The organism is Streptomyces sp. RLA123 (assembly GCF_056270165.1).
This window is the reverse complement of the sequence record NZ_JBWDOR010000003.1, coordinates 36,728-61,970: the sequence shown is the minus strand read 5'-3', so window position 1 is coordinate 61,970 and position 25,243 is coordinate 36,728. Positions and strand designations below refer to the sequence as shown.

20 protein-coding genes and 6 pseudogenes are annotated in these 25,243 nt (G+C 68.9%); 16 read left to right on the top strand and 10 right to left on the bottom strand.

Translation table 11 applies throughout. From position 1 onward, the window contains the following. Positions 1-67: 67 nt before the first annotated feature. The 4 genes from RV983_RS00520 to RV983_RS00505 all read left to right on the top strand — a co-directional run bounded on the left by RV983_RS00520 (position 68) and on the right by RV983_RS00505 (position 3,181). The gene (locus RV983_RS00520) at positions 68-934 is read left to right on the top strand and encodes an alpha/beta fold hydrolase (RefSeq protein ID WP_475983764.1); all 867 of its coding nucleotides are present in this window, start codon (positions 68-70) and stop codon (positions 932-934) included. A 411-nt stretch (positions 935-1,345) separates the two neighbouring features. Then, positions 1,346-1,924, top strand: coding sequence for an NADPH-dependent FMN reductase (locus tag RV983_RS00515; protein ID WP_475983763.1), 579 nt, complete (start codon positions 1,346-1,348; stop codon positions 1,922-1,924). A 23-nt stretch (positions 1,925-1,947) separates the two neighbouring features. Then, positions 1,948-2,319 carry a winged helix-turn-helix transcriptional regulator gene (locus RV983_RS00510; RefSeq protein WP_475983762.1) on the top strand — a complete coding sequence of 124 codons (372 nt, stop codon included), beginning with the start codon at positions 1,948-1,950 and terminating at the stop codon, positions 2,317-2,319. 325 nt (positions 2,320-2,644) lie between these two features. Then, positions 2,645-3,181 (top strand): hypothetical protein, encoded by a 537-nt coding sequence (locus RV983_RS00505; protein WP_475983761.1) that lies wholly within the window; start codon positions 2,645-2,647, stop codon positions 3,179-3,181. A 75-nt stretch (positions 3,182-3,256) separates the two neighbouring features. On the opposite strand, the gene RV983_RS00500 is transcribed toward RV983_RS00505, so the two are convergent. Both RV983_RS00500 and RV983_RS00495 read right to left on the bottom strand, forming a co-directional pair. Continuing rightward, positions 3,257-3,499, bottom strand: coding sequence for a DUF3253 domain-containing protein (locus tag RV983_RS00500; protein ID WP_475983760.1), 243 nt, complete (start codon positions 3,497-3,499; stop codon positions 3,257-3,259). A 91-nt stretch (positions 3,500-3,590) separates the two neighbouring features. Next, positions 3,591-4,580, bottom strand: a complete 990-nt coding sequence (locus RV983_RS00495) for a helix-turn-helix transcriptional regulator (protein WP_475983759.1) — start codon at positions 4,578-4,580, stop codon at positions 3,591-3,593. 94 nt (positions 4,581-4,674) lie between these two features. Here RV983_RS00495 and RV983_RS00490 point away from each other — a divergent pair, with 94 nt between their 5' ends. From RV983_RS00490 to RV983_RS00470, 5 genes and pseudogenes are all read left to right on the top strand, one after another. Then, positions 4,675-5,073 (top strand): VOC family protein, encoded by a 399-nt coding sequence (locus RV983_RS00490; RefSeq protein ID WP_475983758.1) that lies wholly within the window; start codon positions 4,675-4,677, stop codon positions 5,071-5,073. A 206-nt stretch (positions 5,074-5,279) separates the two neighbouring features. Then, positions 5,280-5,432 carry a hypothetical protein gene (locus tag RV983_RS00485; protein WP_475983757.1) on the top strand — a complete coding sequence of 51 codons (153 nt, stop codon included), beginning with the start codon at positions 5,280-5,282 and terminating at the stop codon, positions 5,430-5,432. A 105-nt stretch (positions 5,433-5,537) separates the two neighbouring features. Beyond that, positions 5,538-6,260, top strand: a complete 723-nt coding sequence (locus RV983_RS00480) for a GNAT family N-acetyltransferase (RefSeq protein WP_475983756.1) — start codon at positions 5,538-5,540, stop codon at positions 6,258-6,260. Then, positions 6,260-7,034: pseudogene (locus RV983_RS00475) on the top strand (phospholipase D-like domain-containing protein); the annotation flags it as partial. The gene RV983_RS00480 and the pseudogene RV983_RS00475, both read left to right, overlap by 1 nt. 141 nt (positions 7,035-7,175) lie before the next feature. Further along, positions 7,176-8,708 (top strand): amidase family protein, encoded by a 1,533-nt coding sequence (locus RV983_RS00470; RefSeq protein ID WP_475983755.1) that lies wholly within the window; start codon positions 7,176-7,178, stop codon positions 8,706-8,708. A 108-nt stretch (positions 8,709-8,816) separates the two neighbouring features. Here the strand turns inward: RV983_RS00470 and RV983_RS00465 are convergent, their stop codons facing one another. Continuing rightward, positions 8,817-10,190 (bottom strand): hypothetical protein, encoded by a 1,374-nt coding sequence (locus RV983_RS00465; RefSeq protein WP_475983754.1) that lies wholly within the window; start codon positions 10,188-10,190, stop codon positions 8,817-8,819. A gap of 670 nt (positions 10,191-10,860) precedes the next feature. Then, positions 10,861-12,831 carry a potassium transporter Kup gene (locus RV983_RS00460; RefSeq protein ID WP_475983753.1) on the bottom strand — a complete coding sequence of 657 codons (1,971 nt, stop codon included), beginning with the start codon at positions 12,829-12,831 and terminating at the stop codon, positions 10,861-10,863. Between the two features lie 475 nt (positions 12,832-13,306). Between RV983_RS00460 and RV983_RS00455 the strand changes: the two genes are divergently transcribed. Continuing rightward, the gene (locus tag RV983_RS00455; protein WP_475990178.1) at positions 13,307-13,807 is read left to right on the top strand and encodes an ISAs1 family transposase; all 501 of its coding nucleotides are present in this window, start codon (positions 13,307-13,309) and stop codon (positions 13,805-13,807) included. A gap of 108 nt (positions 13,808-13,915) precedes the next feature. On the opposite strand, the gene RV983_RS00450 is transcribed toward RV983_RS00455, so the two are convergent. The 4 genes and pseudogenes from RV983_RS00450 to RV983_RS00435 all read right to left on the bottom strand — a co-directional run. Continuing rightward, complete coding sequence (locus RV983_RS00450) at positions 13,916-15,145, bottom strand: metal-dependent hydrolase family protein (protein WP_475983752.1); 1,230 nt, start codon at positions 15,143-15,145, stop codon at positions 13,916-13,918. 23 nt (positions 15,146-15,168) lie between these two features. Next, a pseudogene (locus RV983_RS00445) lies at positions 15,169-15,300 on the bottom strand (IS5/IS1182 family transposase); the annotation flags it as partial. Between the two features lie 20 nt (positions 15,301-15,320). Next, a pseudogene (locus tag RV983_RS00440) lies at positions 15,321-15,470 on the bottom strand (hypothetical protein); the annotation flags it as partial. Between the two features lie 613 nt (positions 15,471-16,083). Then, positions 16,084-16,362: pseudogene (locus tag RV983_RS00435) on the bottom strand (IS256 family transposase); the annotation flags it as partial. Positions 16,363-16,514: 152 nt separating this feature from the next. Here RV983_RS00435 and RV983_RS00430 point away from each other — a divergent pair. The 4 genes from RV983_RS00430 (at position 16,515) to RV983_RS00415 (ending at position 22,605) form a co-directional block, all read left to right on the top strand. After that, positions 16,515-20,084, top strand: a complete 3,570-nt coding sequence (locus RV983_RS00430; protein WP_475983751.1) for an amino acid adenylation domain-containing protein — start codon at positions 16,515-16,517, stop codon at positions 20,082-20,084. A 319-nt stretch (positions 20,085-20,403) separates the two neighbouring features. Continuing rightward, on the top strand, positions 20,404-21,477 hold the full coding sequence (locus tag RV983_RS00425; protein ID WP_475983750.1) for an FkbO/Hyg5 family chorismatase: 1,074 nt from the start codon (positions 20,404-20,406) through the stop codon (positions 21,475-21,477). 147 nt (positions 21,478-21,624) lie between these two features. Next, positions 21,625-21,981, top strand: a complete 357-nt coding sequence (locus RV983_RS00420; protein WP_475983749.1) for a 5-carboxymethyl-2-hydroxymuconate Delta-isomerase — start codon at positions 21,625-21,627, stop codon at positions 21,979-21,981. Positions 21,982-22,092: 111 nt separating this feature from the next. Continuing rightward, positions 22,093-22,605: a DinB family protein gene (locus RV983_RS00415; protein WP_401978213.1), complete on the top strand. Its 513-nt coding sequence runs from the start codon at positions 22,093-22,095 to the stop codon at positions 22,603-22,605. Between the two features lie 101 nt (positions 22,606-22,706). On the opposite strand, the gene RV983_RS00410 is transcribed toward RV983_RS00415, so the two are convergent. After that, positions 22,707-23,216, bottom strand: coding sequence for a transposase family protein (locus RV983_RS00410; protein WP_475983748.1), 510 nt, complete (start codon positions 23,214-23,216; stop codon positions 22,707-22,709). Positions 23,217-23,268: 52 nt separating this feature from the next. Between RV983_RS00410 and RV983_RS00405 the strand changes: the two are divergent. Continuing rightward, positions 23,269-23,406, top strand: a pseudogene (locus RV983_RS00405) (IS110-like element IS110 family transposase); the annotation flags it as partial. Continuing rightward, positions 23,407-24,426: pseudogene (locus RV983_RS00400) on the top strand (ATP-binding cassette domain-containing protein); the annotation flags it as partial. Positions 24,427-24,509: 83 nt separating this feature from the next. Here the strand turns inward: RV983_RS00400 and RV983_RS00395 are convergent. Then, positions 24,510-24,857: a hypothetical protein gene (locus tag RV983_RS00395; protein ID WP_475983747.1), complete on the bottom strand. Its 348-nt coding sequence runs from the start codon at positions 24,855-24,857 to the stop codon at positions 24,510-24,512. Positions 24,858-25,243 lie beyond the last annotated feature (386 nt).

Sequence of the window (25,243 nt, the reverse complement as noted above, 5' to 3'; positions counted from 1 at the left end):
CCCTCCACGTGGATCGCGCATCGGAACAACGGTCTCCCACATCGAGGCTTCCTCCGAGGAGGAGCAGATGCCCCCTACGTACCATCGCACAGCGAATGTCGGCGGTCAGCGGGTCTTCTACCGCGAGGCGGGTTCCGTCGACGCCCCTGCCGTGCTGCTCCTGCACGGTTTTCCGAGCAGCTCCCACATGTTCCGGCACCTCATCCCGGCGCTCGCCGACCGATATCATGTGATCGCTCCCGATCACATCGGCTACGGACAATCCTCCATGCCCGAGGTAGGCGAGTTCGACTACACCTTCGACAACCTCGCAGAAGTCACCGCCGGGCTGCTCGACCAGTTGCAGGTAGGACGCTTTTCAATCTACGTCCACGACTACGGTGCGCCCATCGGCTGGCGGCTGGCACTCAACCCCTCGTACGAGGTGACCGCGATCATCTCGCAGAGCGGCAATGCCTACATGGAGGGGTTCGCCAAGCCCTTCTGGGACGACCTGTTCGCGTACGCCACGACCCCGGGACCGGACACCGAGCCCGGCGCACGAGCCAAGTTCACCGCGGACACGACCCGTTGGCAGTACGAGAACGGCGCTTCCGACAAAAGCCTCGTCAGCCCGGACACCTGGCTGCTCGACCAGACTCTGCTGGACCGGCCCGGCAACGACGAAGTGCAGCTGGCCCTCTTCCGGGACTACCCGACCAACATCGAGGGGTACCCGCAGCTACAGGAGTATTTCCGCACCAGTCAGGTTCCGCTGCTTGCGGTCTGGGGCGAGAGAGACGAAATCTTCGGTCCGGACGGTGCCAGGGCATTTAGCCGTGATCTGCCCGACGCTGAAGTCCACCTGCTGCCCGCAGGGCACTTCGCCCTGGAGACGCATCTGGACGCCATCAGCGGCTACATCCACGGATTCCTCGGCCGCGTCCTCGGCTGATCCAGCCCACGTGCGAGCGAAGCGCGCCTGGCCCACACCCGGCCGCAACGGCTGCCTGCAACGAATGAAGGTCTTTTTCGGTCGGGCATTGAACGCCGCCAGTGCGCAACCCGCCTGCTCGCACCCGGCCCACGACGACAGGACGCTGGACGATCAGCCGTGCCCGGTGGCCGCACCGACCGGCGCCCATAGGTGCTCTCGGCATGGGGTCGCGACTGAAGACCCCCTGCCCGGCAGCGGTGGGTCCCGAGGCCGCCCGCAGCCGCTCGTGCCCGACCGGCGCCTCGGCCTCTAACCAACGCCACGACTCAAGAATTTTTAGTAACTCAAATTTCTTGATAGCCTCGGCGGTGGTCGAGGGGCCCCTCACCTCGACCGAATCTGTACGAGGGGTTGAAGGAGCAGTCCCGAATGACCACGTTGAAGATCATTGTCGCCAGCACCCGCCCGGGGCGTGTGGGCCTGCCGATCGGGCAGTGGACCCTTGAGCAGGCGACCGCACATGATGGCTTCACCAAGGTCGAGCTGCTCGACCTGGCCGAGGTGAACCTTCCGTTCATGAACGAGCCGAACCACCCGCGGGCGCAGCGGTACGTCCACCAGCACACTCGCGACTGGAGCGCGACGATCTCCGAGGCAGACGCCCTGGTCTTCGTCATGCCGGAGTACAACCATGGCTACAACGCAGAGCTGAAGAACGCCATCGACTACCTGTTCAACGAGTGGAACCACAAGGCTGTCGGCCTGGTCAGCTACGGCGCCATCGCCGGTGGCACGCGCGCCGTCCAGCAGATCAAGCAGGTGGTCACCGCCGTGAAGATGACGCCTATCGTCGAATCCGTCGTGGCACCCTTCGGCTTCAACCTGATCGATGCTGAGGGTAAGGTTGCGGCCGATGACGCCATGACCGGCGCGGCCAAGGCCATGTTCGACGAGATCGTCCGGGTGGAAGCCGCGCTGCGTCCGCTGCGTGAGGGCGCTGCAGCCTAGTCGCAACAATCGGAGAGATCGTCGTGAACGAAGTCCACCAGGTCTGTGCTCGCTACCACGCGGGCATCGAACTGATCGGTGCCCGGTGGACCGGCGCGATCCTCCGTGCCTTGTTCACGGGCCAGGCCCGCTTCGTTCAGATCAAAGCAGCGGTGCCCGGCCTGAGCGACGCGATGCTCACCCAACGACTGCGCACGTTGGAAGAGGAGGACATCGTGGAACGTCGCGTCACTCCCTCTTCGCCCGTGCAGATCGAATACCACCTCACCACCAAGGGCCGCGACCTCGAACAAGTCGTCGACGCAGTCATGCGCTGGTCCCACCGGTGGATCCCAGTCCCTTCCACCGCACCGGAGGAAGGACCGCAGGAGCCGCACACCAGCCCCGCCCGGTGAGGCCCGTCCCAGGGCACGAGCTCAGCGGACCTGCGTGACCGGCGTACAACGCGCCTGATGCACGATGGCCGTGCACGCCGACCGCCTCCTTACAGGCTTCCGGTGAGCGCTCCCGCTCTCCAACAGCACCCAGTGCAGACAAAGGCCCCCAACCAGCGCGTCAGGCTGGTCGGGGGCCTCGTCGTACCGGGGGAGCGCCCCTGGGGGTTCCCGCACACGCGCGACCGGGTGACCATCCAGCCAGCACGAGGGACGTCAGGCGTTGATGCGGTCCAGAGTCCTCCGAACTTGATGGTGGGACGCCATCACCGTGCTGGAGGGGCGCATGCGCCGGCGTTGTCGCAGCGGCTCCGCTCTTGACGGTCCCGGCGGCAGCACCCGCGGCCCGGCGCCCGGCGCTGGACATCTTCACGGACTGCCGGCCAGGGAGGACAACCTCGCCGTCCTGATCGAGGTGCTGGTCACGCTCGGGGAACACGCCGACCCCCGCGCCGACACGGCACTCCTGGCGCACGCCGGCCACCCCGAACCCCGCGTACGGGGCGCGGTCGCACGCGGAGTCGGCACGTGGTGCGAATCACCCGCTTTCCGCGATGAGGTCAGTGAGGCACCACTGGTACTGATCACGGACATGGACCCCGGCAGTACGGCTCAACACCTACCTCACCATCGGCGAAGGCAGGGACCGCGATGCCGTCCTCGCCAGGTCCGCATCGCCGCCGTGCACGGCCTCGCCCTCCACCACGACAAGCGCTGCGTGGAAGCAGCACGCCGCCTCGGCCAGCCACAGCCCGTCATTCCGTCCGAGGAGCACTACCTCGCCTCGGCATGGCGCTACGAACGGCGCCGCGACCACTGCTGATATCCGCTGTCCGAGCGGGTCAACGGGGCCGGCTCAGTCGCACTGCCCGACGCGAGCGCCCACATGCATCGCCGGTCAGCGACAGCGGCGCATACGGATGGGACGGCGGCCCTTGGCCACCCCAACGGGACGGCCACCCTGTGATCTCCACCTCGCCAGCAGTGACCAGCCGCCGGGCCGCACCGGTTCCAGCAACCCCCGCCAGCCGTCGTCATCCCCTTCGTACACCGCCCGCGCAACGTCGGAAGTGCAGATCGTCGCGGTCGGAGCACGACGTTCCAACAGGCGCACGATGGCTCGCTCCAGGCGCTCGTCCATCCGCCGTTCCGTGCGCTGCACACCACCAGCCTCGCAAAGACGACGAGCGGAGTTGCCCAGCGCTGCTCCAATGTCTCAAGTGACCTCGCTGTCAGACCTCACGGGCGCAGGAGGCGAGGCGAGCGGCAAACGCGCTGACGAGGTCGCGCAGCTCGGCGGGGCGTTCGATGACGAACGGCCGGTCGAGTGAGGCGAGTACCGGCGGCAACCAGTCCAGCCGCTCCGCCCGCAGGTCGACGCGCAGCCAGCGCTCGGCCGCCTGGTCCTCGCCCGCCAGTCGTGGGTACTCCTCCAGACTCGCGACGCTGGCGGGGAGGTGGGCACGGATCTGCGCGGCCGTGCCGTGGATCCGCAAGGTCACCTCATGCCGGTACTCGGCCGTGGCGAACGCCGTCACCACGCGTTGTGCCGGATCGAGCTCCTCGGGCGCTTCGAACGAGCCCGGCAGGGTCCGCGCGTCCGCGATGCGGTCCAGGCGGAAGGTCCGGTCCTCGTCGAGCTGGGCGTCCTTGCCCGTGACGTACCACCGGCCCGCATGGGCAACGATCCCGTACGCGTACAGCGGGCGTTCACTGCGCCGACCGTCGCGGCCGGTGTAGCGGATCGAGACCGGCCGGCGATGGCGCACCGCATCGGCGAGGGTGAGCAGGACCTCCGCGTCCGGGGTGTCGAACTCGCCGGGCCGATCCGTGAAGGCGAGAGTTTCCAGGAGGGTGTCGAGGCGGTGGGCGAGGTGTTTTGGCAGCACTCGCCGGATCTTGGCCGATGCCGTCTCGCTCGCCGTGCGCTCCGTCGTCGTCAGCCCTGCCCGGCGGCCGGCGGCCAGGCCGAGCAGCACGGCCAGCGCCTCGTCGTCGCTGAGCATCAGCGGAGGCAGCCGATACCCGGGGGCGAGCCGATACCCCCCGTAGCGGCCTCGGACCGATTCCACCGGCACGTCCAGGTCGATCAACTGGTCCACGTACCGCCGCACCGTGCGCCCTTCAACGCCGAGCCGGTCGGCGAGTTCGGCCACAGTACGGGTGCCGCCCGACTGCAGCAGCTCCAGCAGGGTCAGCACGCGGACGGTGGGCCGAGACACATTCACAGCCTAACGCGAATACCGGACCGGTTCCGTCCTCTATTTCTCCTAGCCTGCGACATGCAACACCACAAGCACAGGCAAGGAGATTCCCATGAACTTCGTCTCGATCCGCATCATCACCAGCGACGTCGCCCGCCTCGTCGCGTTCTACGAGCAAGCCACCGGGGTGCGGGCGACATGGGCCACCGAGGACTTCGCCGAACTCACGACCGCGGGCGCCACCCTCGCCATCGCCGGCACCCGCACCGTCCCGCTGTTCGCCCCGGGCTCGGCCCGCCCGGCGGAGAATCACAGCGTCATCACCGAATTCCTCGTCGACGACGTGGACCGCGTCCACCAGAACCTGACCGGCTTCGTCACCGACTTCGTCACCGAGCCCACCACGATGCCCTGGGGCAACCGGTCCCTGCTGTTCCGAGACCCCGACGGCAACCTCGTCAACTTCTTCACCCCCGTCACCCCGGCAGCCATCGAAAAGTTCGCACGCTGACACCCCACGGCCCCTCACCCCGGCGCCGGGCCTGCTCTCTTGCCGACTCAGAGGGAGGTGGTCACGCAGAGACGGCGATGGCCACCAGCGGGCTTTCGCGGCCCAGCATCCGGTCGGCAAGGAGCAGCGTGCGCTGAATCACCGATGTCCAGCGCATTGCGGTCAGCTCGCCCTACGCGGGTGTCGCCCCGCCCACCTCCGATTTCTTGCCGGAGATAGGCGGAGACGCACCAGCGTGGCCGCCCACGTCCATCGCCCCCGGCACCCTCTACGGCATCAACCTCGCCGCGCTCGGCACCGACCGGATCCGGCTGCTGCCGATCCGGGCCGTGGCCTGCGCGGCGGGTTCACCGCGCTGAAGGCGCTGCCCGCCCTGGCGTGGCTGCTGGGCGCGCTGGCCAAGGGCTCGCCGTACTGGGCCGCCGTCGAGCGACGCCGGAATCGGAGCGGTCTTCACCGGTCCCGTGGTGTTCGCCGGAACGTCCTACGGGGAGTACGGCGGCGCGGGGTCGGCCGGCGCGGGCACCATCCGGTACGCGGTGAGCGCGGGGGTGGGCCTGGTCCGCGAGTGGGGCGCGCAGGCGCTGGTCGTGCCCGGCTTGACCACCGATCTCGCCCACCGGTGGACCGCCGCCGCCCGCCCGGACGCCGAGCTGTTCTTCGACCTGGCCCACGTCGCGCCCGTCCACGGCTCCCTCGACGGGTTCCTGGACACGGTGCCGTCGGCCAAGCACGCGAGGGAGATGCGCCGCCAGCGACGGCGCGGCCTCGAGCAGGGCCTGAGGTTCGGCCGCCTGCACGGCCGGGACATGTTGCCTTTGCTGCCGCGGTTCACCGACCTCGCGGAGGCCGCCGCCGTCAAGAACGGTGGCTCCCTGTACGGCGCGGACATTTTCACAGCCGTCGCCGGCATCCCTGGCGCGGTGCTGCTGGCCGCCGAACACGACGGCGACCACGTCGGCGGCTTCCTGTGCTTCCACTACCGCGACTGCCTGTACCTGTGGGCCGCCGGCATCGACTACACCCGGCTGCGGACCCTGCACACCTACACCGGCCTGGTGCTCGCCTCCCAGCAGGCTGGTCGCGGCCGTGAGCGTGCCGGGATAGGGAGCGCCGTGGAGTGGGCGCGGGCGGGGTTGGACGAGGCGGGTGTGTCGCTGTGGCAGGGTAGCTGGACCATCACCTGAAGCAGAACCACCGCTGCCACTGCAAGGTCCTGGTGATCGACGCCGAGGTGGCCTTCACCGGCGGCGTCGGCATCGCCGAGGAGTGGTGCGGCGACGCCCGGCACCCCGGGGAATGGCAGGACACCCACGTCAGGGTCACCGGCCCCGCGGTGGACGGGCTGGCCGCGGCCTTCGCCCAGAACTGGGCCGAGTGCCGGCGCAACGGGCTCTTCGACGACCGCGACCGCTTCGGCGAGCACGAGCACGAGCAGAGCGGAGGCCCGATCGTCCAGGTCGTACGCGGCTCGGCGAGCATCGGCTGGCAGGACATGCGCACCCTGCTCCTCGTGGTGATCGCCTCGGCGGAGCAGCGCACCCGGCTCGCGACCGCGTACTTCGCGCCCGACCCGTACTTCGTCGGCCTGCTCTGCCACGCGGCGGCGCGCGGTGTGGAGGTGTGATGACCTTGGCGTGCATCATCGTCGGCAGGTAGTGCCAGATCCGCACACCGCAGTCCAGGAGCCGCTGGTAGTACCGCTGCCCGGCCAGCCGGCAGACGCGCTTGTCGGTGTACGGCCCCGGCTGCAGGATCTCGACTTCAACCGCCGCTCCCTCGACCACGACGAGGAGGTCATGCTGGCGGTGCTCGACGAGTCCTTCACGCCGGTCCTCGACGCCCACTTCGACGAGGACCTGCTGCGCAGCGACCCCGTCGACGGCACCCGCTGGCGCGGCCGGCCGGCACTGGAGCGGGCCCAGGAGGTGGCGACCGCGCTCATCCGCCGCTTCCTGTGAGCATCATGGTGTCGCCCCACGAGACGGTCGCCGGGGCGTACGGACACCGGGCGCGTCAGCGCACCGCTCACCCTGGAGGGCGACATCGACGTCAACACCGGCCCCGAACCGGCATCGACAGGCAGCCGGACCGACACCGCCGTGGCGGCGCCGCACGAACCGTTCCCCGCCGACCTGGAGGTCGCGGCGGTCGCGGAGCTGTCGGCCCTGATGGCTTCGGGCCGCATCACGAGCGTCTCCCTCACCCGCGCCTACCTGCGGCGCATCGAGGACCTGGACGTCGGAGGACCGGCCCTGAACGCGGTGCGCTGCGTCAACCCCGCCGCCCTGCAGGAGGCCGCGGCGGCCGACGCGCGCAGGGCCGGCGGCGACCCCGGCGGGCCGCTGCTGGGCATACCGGTACTCGTGAAGGACAACATCGACGTCCTCGGCATGCCGACCACCGCCTGTTCGGTGGTGCTCGCCGGTTCCCATCCAGCGCAGGACGCGCCACTGGTGACCCGGCTGCGGGAGGCGGGGGCGGTGATCCTGGGGAAGGCGAACCTCACCGAATTCGCCAACTACCTCACCGTAGGCATGCCCAGCGGCTACAGCTCGCTGGCCGGCCAGGTGCTCAACCCGTACGACCTGAGCGAGACGCCGAGCGGCTCCAGCGCCGGTTCGGGGGTCGCCGCCGCGGCCGGACTGGCCGCCGTCACCATCGGCACCGAGACCGACGGCTCCATCCTCAGCCCGGCGTCGGCCACGTCGGGGGTCGGGGTGAAGCCCACCCTGGGCCTGGTCAGCCGCACCGGCATCGTGCCCATCGCCTCAAGCCAGGACACCGCGGGCCCGATGACCCGCACCGTCGCGGACGCCGCTGCCCTGCTCACCGTCGTGACCGGCACCGATCCCGAGGACCCGGCCACCGCCGGCAACCCGCTCGAAGGACACGACTTCACCGCCGACCTGTCACCCGACGCCCTGCGCGGCGCGCGCATCGGCGTCGTCGCGGAACAGACGCCCGAGGACGGCACGGACGAACGGGCCCTGTGGGACGCGGCCCTGGACGCACTGGCGCGACGCGGCGCCGAACTCGTCGACATCGGCATCGAGGCGCGCCGCCGGTACGACGTCGCCTCCCCGGTGCTGAGCCACGAGTTCAAGCGCGACCTCAACGCCTACCTCGCGCGACTGCCCGAGGGGGCACCGGTGCGCACCCTCGCCGACGTGATCGCCCGCAACGAGGCCCACGCGGACCTGGCCCTGAAGTTCGGGCAGACGCTCGCCCTGGCCGCCCAGGCCAGGGACCTCGGGCCGGACAGCGCGGACACCGTCGAGTACAAGGCCGCCCGCGTCCGGGATGTGGAGGAGAGCAAGGACCGCATCGACGCCCTCATGGCCGAACACGACGTCACCGCCCTGCTGTTCGTGAACAGCGGCAGCTCGTCCATCGGCGCCAAGGCCGGCTACCCCTCGGTCACCGTCCCCGCGGGCTACCTGGCGGCCAACCGCAGGCCGTTCAACATCACCTTCCTCGGGCGGGCTTGGAGCGAGCCGCTGCTGCTCGGCTACGCGTACGACTACGAGCAAACGACCCGGCTGCGCAGGCCACCGTCCGCCGTCAACCCCACCCTGCTGCGCCGCCGTCCCCCGGCCCTGCCGGCGCCGAGGACGGCGGACGCGGAGCACTGACGGCGGCCGCTCGCGGGACCGCCCCTGCAGCCAGTGGCGGTCCCGCGCTCAGCACATCGGTCGGTGCGGGAGCCGGAGGGAGGCGGTCCCACGACGTCTTCCGGCCGTTCAGCGGAACTCGGCGAGTCGGGGGCGCAGTCCCAGGGCCGCGAGTCCCGCGGCCGCGAGTGCGGCACCGGCGAGGCCCAGGTATGTCGTCAGCGCCCGGTCCGCGCCCTTGGTGGAGGCGTCTTCGTACGCCGCAGCGTTGATGGCGATCAGCTTGCCGAGTGCCTTGTCGTACCGGTCGAAGGCGTAGTTGGAGTTTCCCGGGGCATGGCTGGTGCAGAAGGAAACCGCCTCGGAGAGCTTCCCGGCGGAGGCCAGAGCGCGGATGGTGCGGTCGTCGCGCTGGTACACCTGGTACGCGGCGAGCACTCGCTCGGCTGCGGACCGCTCGCCGGCGAAGGTGATGTTCCGGAATTCGTCTCCGAAATAGCCGGTGAAGGGCAGATCGGTGGTGTCGCTTCGGTACCTGCCGAGGGCGGTCGTGAGGTCGGCGTCGTAGGTGCTGATGGTGGCGCCGGGCAGGTTCATGAGCTGCTGACTCTTTGCGAGGAAGTGTCTTTCGTGCCCGGCGGCGCCGGCGCGGTCCAGGAGGTATCGGGACTCGTCGGCGTTGGCGTCGTACGAGACCGCCCTCGCCCGACTGAGGGCGACGACGGAATCGAAGGCGTCATGCCGCGCGATGCGCAATTGCTCCCGTTGACCGGAGATCTGGACGAACCCGGTGACCAGTACGACGAGCATGAGTGCGGTGGCCGTGGCCGCACCGGGGTTGACCATACGACGGAAACGCGAGAGCAGGTACACCTGCAAGACGGCCAGAAGGGCGAGCAGGAACACTCCCGTAAGGAGGAAGGTCGTCCGGATCACGGACTGGGCGCCCGAGCTGTCCTGGTAGGTGTGCTCGAAGGCGGCGTCGTTGACGGTGACCAGACGATCTGCCTCCGGGAGCAGGTGCGTGCGCATGAGGTCTGACGCGGAGTTGTACGTGGCCACTGCCGTCGGGCGCCGGCCCTGTTCGCTGAGGAGCAGGGCGCGGGCGGCCAGTTCCTCATATGTGCCGAGGTCGGTGATGGCCTCGGCGACATCGCGTTCGGCGACTGGGTCGTCCGCGGTCGCTTCCGCGAGTTCACGGAGGTGGCCGGCGGCCTCGGCACGCCGCTGGTCGTAGAGCGTGGAAGCCTCCGCCTGCTGGCCCCCCGGCATCAGCCGGTTGGCGAGCTGAGCGTCCATGTCGTTGAGGGTGAAGTACAGGCCCGTGGCACTGGTCACCTGGGGCGCGGAGCGGTCGCGTATGTCCGACCACGATGCGCTCAGCGTGATGCCGCCTGTGATGAGGACGCCCGCCAGTCCGGCCGCAGCCGCGAATATCGCGCCGCGCAGCAGCCGAAGTCGGGAGGGAACTGTACCGGGGCGGTCACGGCGCAGGGCCACCATAAGGTGACGTGAGAACCGTCTCGGGGGAGTGGGTGACGGCAAGGGGTACGACGCACTGGCGCCGTTCGGATCCGACGGGACCCCGGACCGGTTTCCCGGATCCAAAGGATCGGTCCCTCGATGTGCGGCAATGGCGACGGTGTCCGTCATCGCGCTGTGCCTCCCCGTCGCGCCCCCACAGCGGCCTCGCGCCACTCTGCCCCGCGAGCCATCACGTTCGCGCGGTGCCGGTGGACGCGCGGCTTCACTGTCGGGGCCTTGACGCCAGGCCGGGGGAGTTTGACGAGTTCCTGATGCCCCGTGACGGGCGCTGGTGATGTCGTCGGTAACCCGGCCTGCCCCGCCAGGTTTTCGGCAAGACGCCGGAGAGCCATCAGGTTCCGTCTTCAGGCTTGGCATCCCGAACACATGGAGGTGTCCGGCACATCTGGCAACGCCTGCTGCAGAACCAGCGGGGCGCCGTCGTCGCACACGCGGTGCGGCGTGACACCGATGCCGTCATCTGCCGCCTTCGTTTCCGGCTGACCAGCAGGTGATCGCGGGCTCAGCCCTGTCTCGGCCCGGTGTCCTCCCGAGCGCCTGCGCGATCGTTCGCATCGAACGCCTGGCGACCTGGGCCGGGGGGCCCGCCTCGGCCACGGCAGCCGGGACCCGTCGAGGGCAGGAGCACCTACAGCTCGATCTGCGAACCCATGATCACCGTCCGGTCCCGGGGGAGACCGAAGTACTCGGCGGCGTCGGCGGTGATGTACGAGGTGGTGATGAACAGGCGCTTGCGCCACGGTGCCATCGTGGCGGCCTTCCCGCGCCGGAGCTCGATCTTCGACAGGAAGTAGGACGCCTGCTCGAGGTCCAGCCGCCCCTCGGTCACCGCCGGGTCGAGCATCGCGATCGCGCCGGGAACGTCCGGGGTCTCCATGTAGCCGAAGCGGGCGGTGACGTGGACGATTCCGTCGTCGGCGTAGCCCAGGTCGTCGACGGCGATCCGCCGGTCGGCCGGGATGCGGGGCACCGGCTCGGTCTTCAAGGCCAGGATGACGACGTGCTCGTGCCGCACGTGGTTGTGCTCGACGTTGGCCCGCAGGGCCAGGGGTGCCGTCTCCTTGCCCCGGTTGAGGAAGACGGCCGTGCCGGGTACCCGCAGCGTGCGCACCTGGCCGCTGCGGAGCCGGTCGACGAACTCGCGCAGCGAGCCTTCCCGTCGTGCCCGCTCCGCGGTGACGATCTCACGGCCGTGCTGCCACGTGGTCATGACGGTGAACGCGGTGAGCCCGATCAGCAGCGGCAGCCACGCGCCGTGCACAAGCTTGGTCAGGTTGGCCGCCACGAAGAGCAGGTCGACGAAGAGCAGCACCGCCGCGCCGGCCGCGAGCAGCCACACGGGCGTGCCCCACTTCGCGCGGGCGACGTAGAAGAACAGCAGGGTCGTGATGGTGATGGTGCCCGTGACGGCCATGCCGAAGGCGAACGCCAGCGCCGTGGAACTGCGGAACGCGAAGACCAGGGTGAGGACCGACACCATGAGCAGCCAGTTGATCCAGGGGACGTAGACCTGGCCGATGGTGGACTCGGAGGTGTGCGCGATCCGCAGCCTCGGCAGGTAGCCGAGCTGGGCCGCCTGCGAGGCGACCGAGTACGCGCCGGTGATCACCGCCTGTGAGGCGATCACCGTCGCCGCCGTTGCCAGCAGCACCATGGGCAGCCGTCCCCAGTCCGGTACGAGAAGGAAGAACGGGCTGCTGATGTTGGCCGGATCCGCGAGGATGAGCGCGCCCTGGCCGAAGTAGCTCAGCACGCAGGCGGGGAAGACAAGGAACAGCCATCCGCGGGTGATCGCCCGGCGGCCGAAGTGCCCCATGTCGGCGTATAGCGCCTCTGCCCCGGTGACCGCGAGCACGACCGCGGCCAGGGCGAAGAAGGCCGTTCCGAAGTGGCCGAAGAGGAAACCCAGGGCATAGGTCGGTGACAGCGCCCTGAGGATCTGCGGATGGTCGGCGATGCCTGCCACTCCGCAGGCGCCGATGGCCGCGAACCATGCGACCATCACCGGCCCGAACACCCGGCCCACCACGGCGGTGCCCCTGCGCTGCACCAGGAACAGCACCACGAGGATGACCGCGGTCACCGGTACGACGATGCTCTCCAGCGACGGCTCGACGACCTTGAGCCCCTCGACGGCCGACAGCACCGAGATGGCGGGGGTGATCATGCTGTCGCCGAAGAAGAGCGACGCGCCGAAGATGCCCAGGGCGGCCAGCGTGGCGGTGACCCGTGTGCCCTTCTGCGCGCTCCACCGCCGCAGCAGGGTGATCAGGGCCATGATGCCGCCCTCGCCGTCGTTGTCGGCGCGCATCGCCAGCAGCACGTAGGTGATGAGGACGATGACCACCACCGACCAGAACACCAGCGACACCACCCCGTACACATTCTCCGTGGAGACCGGGACGGGATGCGGATCGCTCGGGTTGAACACGGTCTGGAGGGTGTAGATCGGGCTGGTCCCGATGTCGCCGAAGACCACGCCGAGGGCGGCGACCACCACCGCGAGACGCACCGCGTCGTGCGCTCCCCGGCCGCGGCCGGCGGGCGAGCCCGCCGTGGATGCGCCGTCCGGCGTCGTCGCGTGCCGGTCATCGGCCATGGTGCTCCTCCTCCACGCGGGTCGCTGCGCTGCGGACCGGGTGCGATACGCCGGACGATACCCACACCTTCGTGCCAGTGCCGGGAGGCGGCGTCCGTCCGGACCTGTCGTCAGGGCGTCATCAAAAAATGAGGGCGGTACCCGGCGCGGCTCCTGCGGATCGTCGTCACCGGCCCAGGAGGTGCGGGGATCCTTGGTCCTCTGGATCGGCCCACCCGGTTCCGACGTGTTGTGGGTACCTCGGCCAACGGCGGCGGGGCGCACGGCCTCGAAAGACCGGCCGGCCGTCCGCGGTTCTTGCCGAGCTGCCGGTGCAGCGGCTGATTCCCCGGCCCGTCGCAGGTGCCGCCGCACCCGTCGAACTTCCCGGAGCATTCGGATGAACGAGGACAAGAGGCCGCAATGGCGCGGTTGTTAAGGACCCATCAGCACCTCTGTGGCTTTCGAGCGGGTGTTCCTAGGGTGACTCGCGGCCCTGTCAGGGCGAGACATTCCCGTCCAGCACACCGCCTCCGGGACCGGGCACGGCAGGCGGGAGTCCCGCTCGATCAAGACCTGCGCCATCGCGGACCCACTCGGCGGGATCTCCTTCCCCCACGCCCGCCTGGCCATCCGTGTCCACCGCCGGCGCAAGCAGACCGGCCGGCGTGAGACCCGCGAGACCGTCTACGCCGTTACGAGCCTCGACGCCCACCGGACCGGCCCGGCCGATCTGGCCGCCGCGATCCGTGGGCACTGGGGAGTGGAGAATTCCTCGCACCACATCAGGGACGTCACCTTCGCCGAGGACGCCTCCACCGTTCACACCGGGACCGCACCCCGGGCCATGGCGACCTTCCGCAACCTCGCCATCGGTGTGCTGAAAACCCTCGGAGCCGACAACATCGCCAAGACCACCCGGGCGATCCGCGACGAACCCGAACGAGCACTCCCCATCCTGGGCATCACCAACAACCCGGACACCTATGGAACTTGATCAAGCCCTGATCAGTTCGTACTCATCAATATCGCGCACACTGAACATCGACCGGGTAGGCGCGGAATGACACGTGTGGGTGTGGACCATGAAGGTTCGCATCTGCGCTCAGTGTGAGGCAGGGCCCTGGTGCCGGCGTTGCGGATCGACTCGGGTGCCGCGGGAATAGACTGCCGCAATCCGGTGCAGGGCGGAGGGATCGCCGATCGGATCGCCCCGTACGACAACGACATCGGCGTCGTACCCCGGCTTCAGCTTGCCCTTGCGGTGGCCGAGACCGCAGACACCGGCGGCGACCGACGTCATACTCCGCAGGATGGCCATCCGGCCCATTCCGTATGCGGCCAGCCGATCCTGCGCGTACGGGAGCACATCGTGCGGTTTGTACGGGCCGATCCCCGCGTCCGTGCCCGCGACGATCACCGCTCCCGCCGCGTGCAGGGCCGCGAAGTTGGCTATGATTTCAGGCATTCTCCGGGATACGGCCGCGGGCACCACCGAGCCGGTTCCGGGTAGCGCTCCGGCGGTGGCGCCGAGCGCGACGCGCTGGGAGACGATCCGCTCGACGAGTTCACGCCCCGGCGCGACGACTCCTTCGGCCGACCAGAAACCGGCGTGTTCCACACCATCCACCCCGGCCTCGATCGCGTCGAGTGCAGCGTCGTAACCGTGCGCGTGCGCGGTCACGGGGATCCCGTGCCGGTGCGCCTCCATGACAGCAGCACGCAGGGCTTCCCGGGCGAACTGTGATTGCTCCGGGAAGCTGGCCGACGTCATCGTGCCGCCGCTGGCCATGATCTTGACGATGTCGACACCACGTTCCACATGGGTACGCACCGCGACCCGGAGTTCGGCGGGGCTGGGCCCGACCTCACCGCCGAGGAAATGACAGTGCCCGGCCACGGTGGTCAGCGGCGGCCCGGCCGCCACGATGGTCGGCAGGTCCGTCGCGCCTCGCAGGGCCAGTGACAGGAAGTTTCGGTCGCCGAGGTCACGCACGGTCGTGATGCCAGCGCGCAATGCTGTCGTGGCCGCGACGCGCATCGCGGCCACGACAGCATCGTCGTCGCGATCGGCGAGTGACTTCACCGGGTCGGGGCTCGCGTCGAAGGCGAGGTGCACGTGGGGATCGATCAGACCGGGAATGAGGGTGGCGCCCGGAAAGTCCACGACGGTCTCTCCAAGCCGCAGATCCGCCGTACGGCCGATTCCGACTATTGTCGTTCCTTCGAGGATCACGACGGGGTCGTCCCACGGCATGACCGTTTCGCCGTCGAACAGCCGTGACGCCCGCAGCACCGTGGTGCCGTGATGTGCGGTTTCGTTCACCATAGACATGTACTTGACCTTAACTAATCATTTCAGAATGCCGCCCGAAGCCGTCGGAGACAGATGATGCTGCAGGCAAGTTGGGGGAGACCTTGGTGGAGGTCGGCGCGTCGCTCGTAGCGGATGCGGAGTTGTTTGAACTGGTGCAGCCAGGCGAATGTGCGCCGAGCAGGACGACGGGCAGCTGAACACCCCGCGGAACGGCGACCGCCACCGCCAGTCCTGACGGCGCCTCGGCGCGGAGAGTACGGCCCAGTTCGTCGGACCACGCCTCAAGTTGTGCATACGTGAGCCGCTCGGTGCCGCACTCGACGGCGACGGCCGTCGGCCTCATCCTGGACACTTCCCTGATCAGCCCGGGCACTCCGGCAGGGAAGGAAAGGGACGTCCGTCGACCTGCTACCTCGGCTATGGCAGGGTTCAGTTGGGGCCGCACATGTGCTCCACTTGCTTGTAGCTGATTTCAGCGCGAAACCTATAGAGGGTGCGAAGCACAACACAAGAGCCTTTAATGACATGCTAACTCGTCTGTCGCGTTCGGAACGGAATGTGCAGGCCGTCACGCGTCTCGGCCAATCGGACCGGATGGGCCGATTTGTAGGTATTCGTCAGTCGCAGGTCACAGGCCGACGCGAAGGGCACGATCGTGTGGGACCTGAGCCTCGACTCGACGGTGTGCCATGCCGATCAACATGCGGCCCAGGCCCGGAAACCGAGTGACTGCGGAAGGAACCGCCGGGAGGATTCTTCAGCGAACCTGTCCATCACGGGCTGGGACGCTCGCGTGGCGGATGACACCGCCAAGCCTCTCCCGGCCGTCGAACAGGACCGAAAACCCATGCCGATCATGATCACCGCTGGGCAACGCGGCGACTGGCCGCAGATCGAGCCCGTCCTGAAGAAGGTGCCTACCTCGTACCGGGCCGGGTCGGACCCGGCCGGCAGCGTGTCCGTCCTGACCATGTGCGCGCCGACAAGGCGCTGTTCCTGCCCGTCACATCGTGCTTGTCACAGCCGACGTGATCGGTGATCCCGCCCTCCAGGGCCGACTCCAGCACCCGCCTGGTCAACTGCTGCAACAGCCCGCCCTCACCGGTCAGCTGCAGCCCTTCGGAACGGGTCCGGTCGACGAGCATCGCGACCAACTGATCGTCCGACACCGCCTCCGCAGCCGACTCGATGAACGGCTCCTCCACGGCCTCGTGCTCGGTGATGGTCTCGCTCATCAGGCATCTCCTTGATCATCGGATCCGCCGCCTATTGGACACTCTCGTAAGTCCGGACCTGCTGGGTCATCGCGAGCGGGGTGGGGTCCGACCCACGGGCCTGGTCAAGTAGTCCCAGATCCCTTGCTTGCCTGCGCTGGTGATCCTGACCGGTGCGTGATCCGGTTGCCGGAACTTGGCGCCCGTTAGGTCTTCGTATGAATGCCGAAGCCGGGCTACCCCGTCGCGCACAGGTACTGCTGAACTTGGTGCCGGGACGGTCCACGCCGAAAAGAAACCGCGTCAGGTCGGCCTCCGACGCCACCGGTTCGGCCGGTGAACTGGACCATCCCTCCCCGATTCTCGAAGAGAACGCAATGACGACTGTCTATGATCTTGTGGCCGCTCAGGCCGAACGTGTTCCCACCGCCACAGCGGTCATCGCGGGCGAACGCCGGACCAGCTATCAGGAGCTGACGGCCATGGCCGCCCGATTCGCGCAGGGCCTGGCCGAGCCCGCGGCGAACCTGATCGGTGTCTGTCTCCCCCGCGATGAGCGGATGGTCGCGGGGATTCTCGCGGTGTGGCGGGCAGGGTGCGGTTACGTCCCGCTCGACCCGCTAATGCCGTTGTCCCGCCTGAAGGAAATGGTCCAGCTGGCGGCGATCCGGTACGTGCTGACCACCCGCGAGCTGGCCCCCACCTGCGCGGCGACTGGTGCCCAGCCCGTCATCGTCGAGGACCTGAACGACAGCGGCGGCGCCCCTGTCCCAGCGGACGGTCTCGCGTACGTCCTGTTCACGTCCGGCTCCACCGGCGCACCCAAGGGTGTGGCGGTCGAGCACTCCTCAGTGGTCGCCTTCCTGCGGTGGGTGGAACGCACGAGCGATCCCGCGCATCTGCGAGCGGGACTGGCCACTGCATCGCTCAGCTTCGACGCATCGGTCCACCAGATCTTCGGGCCGTTGAGCACCGGAGGTTCCGTAGTCCTGGCCGACGACATCCTTGCCCTGCCGACGCTACCGGCCCGCCACGAGGTCACGATGATCGGCGCGCCGCCTTCCGCGATCGCCGCCCTGCTGGAACAGCCACTGCCCAGCGGGGTGCGCCGGGTGAACCTCGGCGGCGAGGTGGCCACTCGCTCGCTGGTCGATCGTCTGTACGCACAGCCCGGAGTGGAGACCGTCGTCAACGTGTACGGGCCGACCGAGTGCACCGTCTTCTGCGCCACACACGTCATCGGCCGGGCGGAGAAGGGGAACCCGCCCATCGGACAGCCCGTCGCCGGCAGCGAGCTGACCGTCCGCGACGCCGATCAGCGGGTGGTCGACGACGGGACACCTGGCGAGCTGTGGGTGGCAGGACCACTCGTCGCCCGCGGCTATCTCGGCGCGCCGGAGCTGACTGCCGAGCGATTCGTCGAGGACCCCGCCTCCCTGGGTGCGCGGCGCTACCGCACCGGCGACCTCGTCCGCCGCGTCGATGGTGTCCTGCACTACCTCGGCCGCCTGGACGACCAGGTCAAGGTGCGCGGTTTCCGGGTGGAGTTCGGCGAGGTCGAGTCCGCGCTGGCCGCGCACCCGGGCGTGCGCAACGCCGTGGCCACCGCCCCGGCGGACCCCCAGGGCGTCCGCACGCTGCACGCCTATGTGGAGGCGCCGGCGGGGACCGCGCCGGTCACCGAGGCCGAGCTTCACGATCACCTGCGCGACAGGCTGCCCGACTACATGGTCCCCGCTCGCATCATGGTGCTGGAGAACCTGCCCCTGAACTCGAGCGGCAAGGCGGACCGGGCAGCACTGCCTCCCATCCCCGCCACCGGCACCGGTGGCGGAGACGGTGAGCAGCCGCACGGCGCGGTCGAGGAGCAGGTGGCCGCCATCATCGCGGACGTGCTGGGCCTGCCCCGGGTGGGCCGGTCGGACCGGTTCGACGTTCTGGGTGGCCATTCGCTGGCCGCCGCCCGGGTGGTCGCGCGCGTCCGTGCGGAACTGGGCACCGCGGTCCAGCCCGGAGCGTTCCTGACCGAGCCGACCGTGGCGGGCCTGGCGCGCCGGCTGGCTGATGCCGGGACGGCCCTACCACCACCGGTGAGGCATTTCGGCGCCACGAGTGTGCCGTTGACCGACATGCAGCGCCAGCTGTGGATGACTCGCCAGGTCAGCGGCTTTCCCGGCGCCACTGCAGAAGCGTTTGCGATCGGCATCACCGGCCGGGTCGACTCGGCCGCCCTGACCGCCGCCCTGAACGCTCTCGTCGTTCGACACGAGGCGCTGCGCACGGTGGTGCGGGTGAACGGGACGGAGGTGACGGGCGAGGTACGCCCGCCGGCCGGGGTCCCGTTCACCGAGTACGACGCGCAGGCAATGAGCGACGAGGAGATCCACTCCGTCCTCGACGAGACAGCCCGGCAGCCTTTCGCGCTCGACGTCGACGTGCCGCTGCTGCGCGCCGCCTTGGTCCGGACCGCGGAGGACACGGCCACCCTGGTCATCGGGGTGGACCATATGGCCTTCGACGGCTGGTCCGGCGGCATCCTTCTGCAGGAACTGGCCACGCACCTGGCCGAGGCCGAGCAGTCGATGGCGGAACCAGTCGTGCAGTTGAGTGACGTGGCCCGCTGGGAACAAACGTTGTTCGCCGCGAACGCCACCGCCGATCGGGAGTTCTGGACGAAGGAACTGGCCGGCGCGCGGCCACCGTACGACGTGTCCCGCCGTGCCCGCAACGGTGCTCTGAGCTGCCGGGGAAAGCGCCTGAGCCGTCCACTCGCACCGGAGACGGTTGACGCGGTGCGCAAGCTGGGTTCGCTCAGTGGGCTGAGCCCCTTCGCGGTGTACTTGGCGGCGTTGGACGTGCTGCTCGCCAGGTGGACCGGTACCCGTGACATTCTCGTCGGGGTGCCGGCGGCGCGACGCGATGTGGTGGAACTCGATCACGTGGTCGGTCCGTTGATCGCGACCCTTCCCGTCCGGGTGCGGTGGGAACCCGAGCAGAGCTTCCGGACGGTGGTGGCAGAGGCGGCGCTGGCGCGCAACCGCTCACTGACGCACCGCGATCTGCCGTCCGCGACACTGTTGGACGCAGCCGACGCCGCGGGCGTGGTGCGGCCACCGGGAGTACCGCTGACCCCGGTGGTCCTGTCGGTACGCCCGTCCGGGATGCCGGTACGCCTGCGGTCAGGTGCCGCGGAGCTCCACGTGCTCGGCGAGCGGGACTCCGGCGCGGCTCCCAACGAAGCCACCTTCCTCGTCAACGACACGGTCGCCGGGAGCGAGGTGCAGCTTTGCTACGACGTGGAGCGCTTCGATCAGGCGACCGCCTCGGCGTTGCTCGATGGATTCTGCCAGGTCCTCACCGAGGGCAGCGCCCATCCCGACCGCGTCTGCTCGGCGCTTGCGGTGCCCGTTCCGCCATCGCATGAGCCGGATGTGCTCCCCGGGGCGCAGCGCGAGCCGGCGGGGCGCAAGCGGGTGGAGCCCGCGACCGTGGTGGAGGAGTTTCTGGCGGCAACGTGGGAACAGGTGCTCGGAGTGCAGGGGGTGGCCGCTTCCGACTCCTTCTTCGACTGCGGGGGCAACTCGATGACCGCGATCCGGGTGACCAGGGAGATCTTCGACGCGTTGGGCGTCGACGTCTCCGTCCGCACCGTGTTCGAGTTTCCGGTGCTGGCCGATCTGGCCACGGTCGTCGAGCAACGGGCACTCGCCGCGCTGGCGACCGAGGAGGGAGTCGCGCCATGAGCGCGGCCACCGGCACATCCTCCGGCAACGACCAGCAGCGGCCGAGGACACTCGGCAGTTGTCCGGTGGTTAACCGATGCGGCATCGCATGGCCGAGGACGCAGGCAACTCGGGCTTGCTGCGACCCGTCCTGAGTGCCGTTCCACTGGTTTGGGCTGGTCGAATTCGTCGGACCGGAACCCGATTCAGATGCGCCCTGCTGCGCCTCGCGGCGGGCGCCGCCGTCATTAAATCAAGCTTTGGAGATACGTTGAATCACTCACGACTTCGGAACCGTGTGCGGGGGCTGCGGTCCGATCTGGTCCCGAGCATTGCCGGTGTGGCCGACGCGACGGGCGGCAGTGTGCTGGGGCGGATCATCTTCGCCGACAGACCGGCCGAGCCCACCTTGGTCGATGGGATCCCCTGCCTGACCACCCACATGGCGAACGGGAGTGGCGCTCCGGTCGAGGAGGTCTGGCAGACCGACCGGCCCGGGCGCTCCGGCACGTCGGGGGACGCTGTCTATTCCGAGGACGGCGAGTACCTGTTCTACGCCGTACGTCTCGGACCGCAGCCGGTGTACCGGGAGCGTGTACGCGAATTGTACGATGACGCCCTGCGGTTCGTGTGGGAAAGCGGCTATACCCACCTGGTACGCATGTGGAACCTGATCGGCGACATCACCGGCCCGAACGCGGAAGGCGTTGAGATTTACCGCGACTTCTGCGTCGGCCGGGCTGAAGCATTCGCTGCTTGGGCCGAACAGTTCCCGCAGCTGCCGGCCGCCACCGGAATCGGCACGCTCAGTCCCGGCATCGACCTCTGCGTCCTTGCCGCGAAAAAGGGCCGGACCGTCCACCTGGAAAATCCGCGGCAGACCCCGGCCTACCGGTACCCGGCACGGTATGGACCGAAGTCTCCGAGCTTCGCCCGCGCGACGTTCCTGCGGGGGCAGCAGACGGCGAGCGTGTTCGTGTCGGGCACGGCCAGCATCCTGGGTGAGGACACCGCGCACGCGGACGACGTCACACGGCAGACCCTCGAGACCCTCTGCAACATCGACGCACTCGTCGGTCGCGACAATCTGCACCGGCACGGCGTGGAAGGCCACGGTTACGCCGTGCGGGATCTCGACCAGGTCAAGGTCTACGTCCGCGATCCCGAGCACCTTGCCACCGTTCGCGACATCTGCGCGCAGGTGTTCCGCGCTGACTCCGAGATCGCCTACTTCAACGTCGACGTGTGCCGGCCCGACCTGCTCGTGGAGATCGAGGGGGTGTGCCGGCAACGCCCGGCCAGTTCGGACCCGGATGTGCGAGTCGCCGCTGAGCTGATGTCGGATGCCGATGGTGCCGGGGTATCGGGTCGGGAGCCGGGCAGCTCCGAATCGGGCGAGAATGTCGGCGAGTAGGCCGTGGCCGGAGCAGGGTGAGGTGGGCGGCGCGGTGACCGCGGCAGGCTCGACCACTGCGTCCGAGCTGAGCGACTCGGACGAGTTCGACCCACGATCACACCGCCGCGCTACTGGTGGGTTCTTCGATCACGGGAAGGTGTCGGCATGCCACAGATAACGGTCCAGTACCCGGAAGCCCTGGCGGCGGGTTTCGATAGGAGAGGGTTCGCCTTGGCCACGCACGCTGCGGCCTCCGACCTGATCAGTAGCGCGCTGGGGGGATTCAAGACCCGGTTCCTCGCCCTCGACGAGACTGTTGTCGGCGACGGAAGCCCCCACCACCACATGGTTCACGCAATTGTCGACATCCTGCCAGGCCGTCCTGAGGAGCTGAAGGAACGCTTGGGAAAACTGATACTGGGCCTGCTCAAGGAGCACCTCACGATCCCCAGCGCATGCTCCGTCCAAGTAACCACTGAGATTCGGGAACTGCAGGGGTATTATCAGCTCGTTCTCCCCTGATCTCGGTCATGGGCGGGACTGTATGCGCCAGGGTCCAGAGGTCATCAGGCTTCAACGGCGGATAAGCGAGACAATCGTTTTCCCTCACTCCGAGGGGCGAGATTAGATATTATGGATACCATGCTGCACTGTACTGAATGTGATTACGAGTACGATCTGGCGTTGGCCGATAAAGTGTCGGTGCTGACCCACCACTATGTCTCCGAATACGTGGAACTGTTGCGCGCCGACCCTGTCGTACTCCGACGACGCGCCGCACCTCAGCTCTGGAGTCCCCTCGAGTACGCCTGTCACATGCGCGATGTGCTGTTCGTCCAGCGAGAACGGCTACTTGCCGCGCGACGCAGCGACTCGCCGGTCACCGAGCCGATGGGGCGGGACGAGCGGGTCGAACACGACGGATACATTCAGCAGGAACCAGCCGATGTCGCTCGTCAACTGCACGACGCGGCCCTGCTGTTCACCCACGGACTCGACCAGCTCGGACCCGCGGACTGGGAACGCACTCTGAGCGTCCCCTACCCCGAGATGGCCGTGCGATCCCTGCGTTGGTTCGCAGTGCACACGCTGCACGAGTTGCGGCATCACCGACTCGATATTCGCCGCCAGCTGGAACACGCGTAGGCGGCTCCATCCTGTCATCGCCGGAATCCGAGACGATGAACTCGCCGATGAGGCGATCCACAAGCGGTTCCGGCGACCGAGTGAGGTTTTCTCAACGAAGATCATTTCCAGATTCCGTTGAGGACGAGTGCGGCGCGGGCGATGTCGCCGATCAGGCTGGGGCTGAGGGAGACGTGCTTGAGTGCGCGCCAGCGTTCTTTGAGTTCGGCTGCTGCGCGTTCGCCGAGGGCGCGCAGGTCTCTGATCAGGGTGTTGGTGGTGCGGGTGTCGGCGTGGAGGGCCTGTTCGGACTGGCCCTTGGGGCGTCGGACCGGGACGTGTATGCCGATGCCGGCGCCGATGTAGCCCTTGTCGGCGAGTGTCGGCAGGCCGTCGGCGGCGGCCTTGTACAGGGCGGGCAGTGCGTGGACACGGGCGGCGGTGATGTCGGGCGTGGAGCCGGGCTCGACGTCGGAGACCCACAGCGGGGTGCCGTCCGGGGCGGACAGGAACTGCACGTTCCCGCCGAATGCCTTGTGTTTCTGGCTGAACCACAGGTCGTTCCCGTTGTCGCGGACACCGGCCAGGCGGTTGGACTCGATGAGCGTGCCGTCCAGGATCACGTGCGTCATGCCTTCCTGCCGGCAGCGGTCCAAGACGTCGTGCAGGCCGGGGGCTTGGTAAGCCGGCCGCCGCAGGCTCGTCGAGGTCGTCCGGCCCAAAGCCCCGAGCATGGCCACCCGGCTGATCGACGACATCTTCACCGCCCTGGACGAGCAGACCGTCGTGGTCCCAGGGACCGGCACCCTCGACATCGTCGTGCGCGTCATCCACCTGCCCGGCGACGGACACGCGGTGATCGGCGAACCCGCCGGCATCCTCCGCGACGCCGGCATCGCGCCCCCGATCGTGGAACTCGGACGCGCCGCGGGCTGGGATCCGCTGCCGCTGTTCGCGTGCGACGCCCGGCGCCGTGCGGCGCCGCTGCGCACCAGCCTGGCCGGGTACGACCCGGGCCCCGTCCGCCCTGCTCCTGCCGCCGCCCCGCCGAAACTGCTCACCGCCAGGGGCATCACCGTCAGCTACCGCGGTATGCTCGCCGTCCCCGAGGTCGACCTCGATCTGCACGAAGGCGAGATCACGGCCCTCGTGGGCCGCAACGGCTCCGGCAAGTCGTCCCTGCTCTGGGCCCTTCAGGGCTCCGGAGCACGCCGGGCCGGTACCGTCGAGGTGACGGGGGAGCACGGACCGGCACGCGATCCCCACGCGATGTCCGCCGCCGACGCACGCCGGCTCGTCGGCCTGGTTCCGCAGACCCCCGCCGACCTCCTCTACCTCGAAAGTGTGAAGCAGGAACTCGACCAGGCCGACCTCGAGTCCGGCCCCGGCGAAGGCGCCCGCGCCATCCTCGACCGCCTGGCACCCGGCATTGACGACGCCACACACCCGCGCGACCTGTCCGAGGGCCAGAAAACTCGCCCTCGTCCTCGCCGTCCAACTGGCCGCCGCACCCCGCGTGCTGCTCCTGGACCAGCCGACCCGCGGCCTGGACTACCGGGCCAAGACCGCCCTCATCGGCATCGTCGACGCCCTCGCCGCGGACGGCCGGGCCGTCGTCATCTCCACCCACGACGTCGAGTTCGCGGCCCGCTCCGCCGACCGCGTCGTGGTGATGGCCGAGGGCGACATCGTCGCCGACGGACCCACCGCGGACGTCATCGTCGCCTCACCCGTCTTCGCCCCGCAGACCGCCAAGATCCTCGCGCGCCTCTGCCGTTCCTCACCGTGGACGAGGTCACGACGGCACTCGGCACCCTCGCGGACGGAGAGCCCCGCCCCTGACCCGGCTCTCCGCACCGGCCATCCACCTCAGCCCCCGGCCGCCATCGTCACCGGAGGAGGCAAGGTCACGGATGGTGCGGTCGTCACGCTGGTACCTGGTAGGCGAGGAGTGCACGTTCTGCTGCGGACCGCTCGCCGGCGAAGGTGATGTTGCGGAATTCGTCGCCGAAATAACCGGTGAAGGGCAGGTCGGTATGGTCGGCGCGGTACCTGCTGAAGGCAGCCGCGAGGTCGGCATCGTAGGTACCGACAGTGGCACCGGGCAGGTTCATGAGCTGCTGACTCGTGACGAGGAAGTGCCGTTCGTGCCCGTCGGCGCCGGCGTGGTCCAGGAGGTATCGGGACTCGTCGGCGTTGGCGTCGTACGAGACCGCCCGCGCCCGTGTGAGCGCGACGACGGAATCGAAGGCGTCATGCCGCGCGATACGCAACTGCTCGCGTTGGCTGGAGATCTCGACGAGCCCGGTGGCTGGCGGGCGCGGAGTTTCAATGGCGAGGCCTTGACGCCGGGCCGGGCGAGCTTGACGAATTCCTGATGCCCCGTGACGTGCGTCACCGATGTCGTCAGAATGGCGTCAGCAGCGCGGCCCGCGGCACCAGGGTTGCGGAACGACACGGGAGAGCCGTGCGGTTCCGCCTTCGCGCGCGTGACGAAGACCACCGACTCCGCACCGTCGACGACCACCTACACCGACGACACCGCCAAGGACCCCCGCGGTCCGGAACCTCCCGCACCGACTCCGTCGCCGGCGCCTTCTCCGCGACCTACGACGCGGACAGCGACCTCGCCACCCAGAGCCTCAGCCATGGTGCTCCT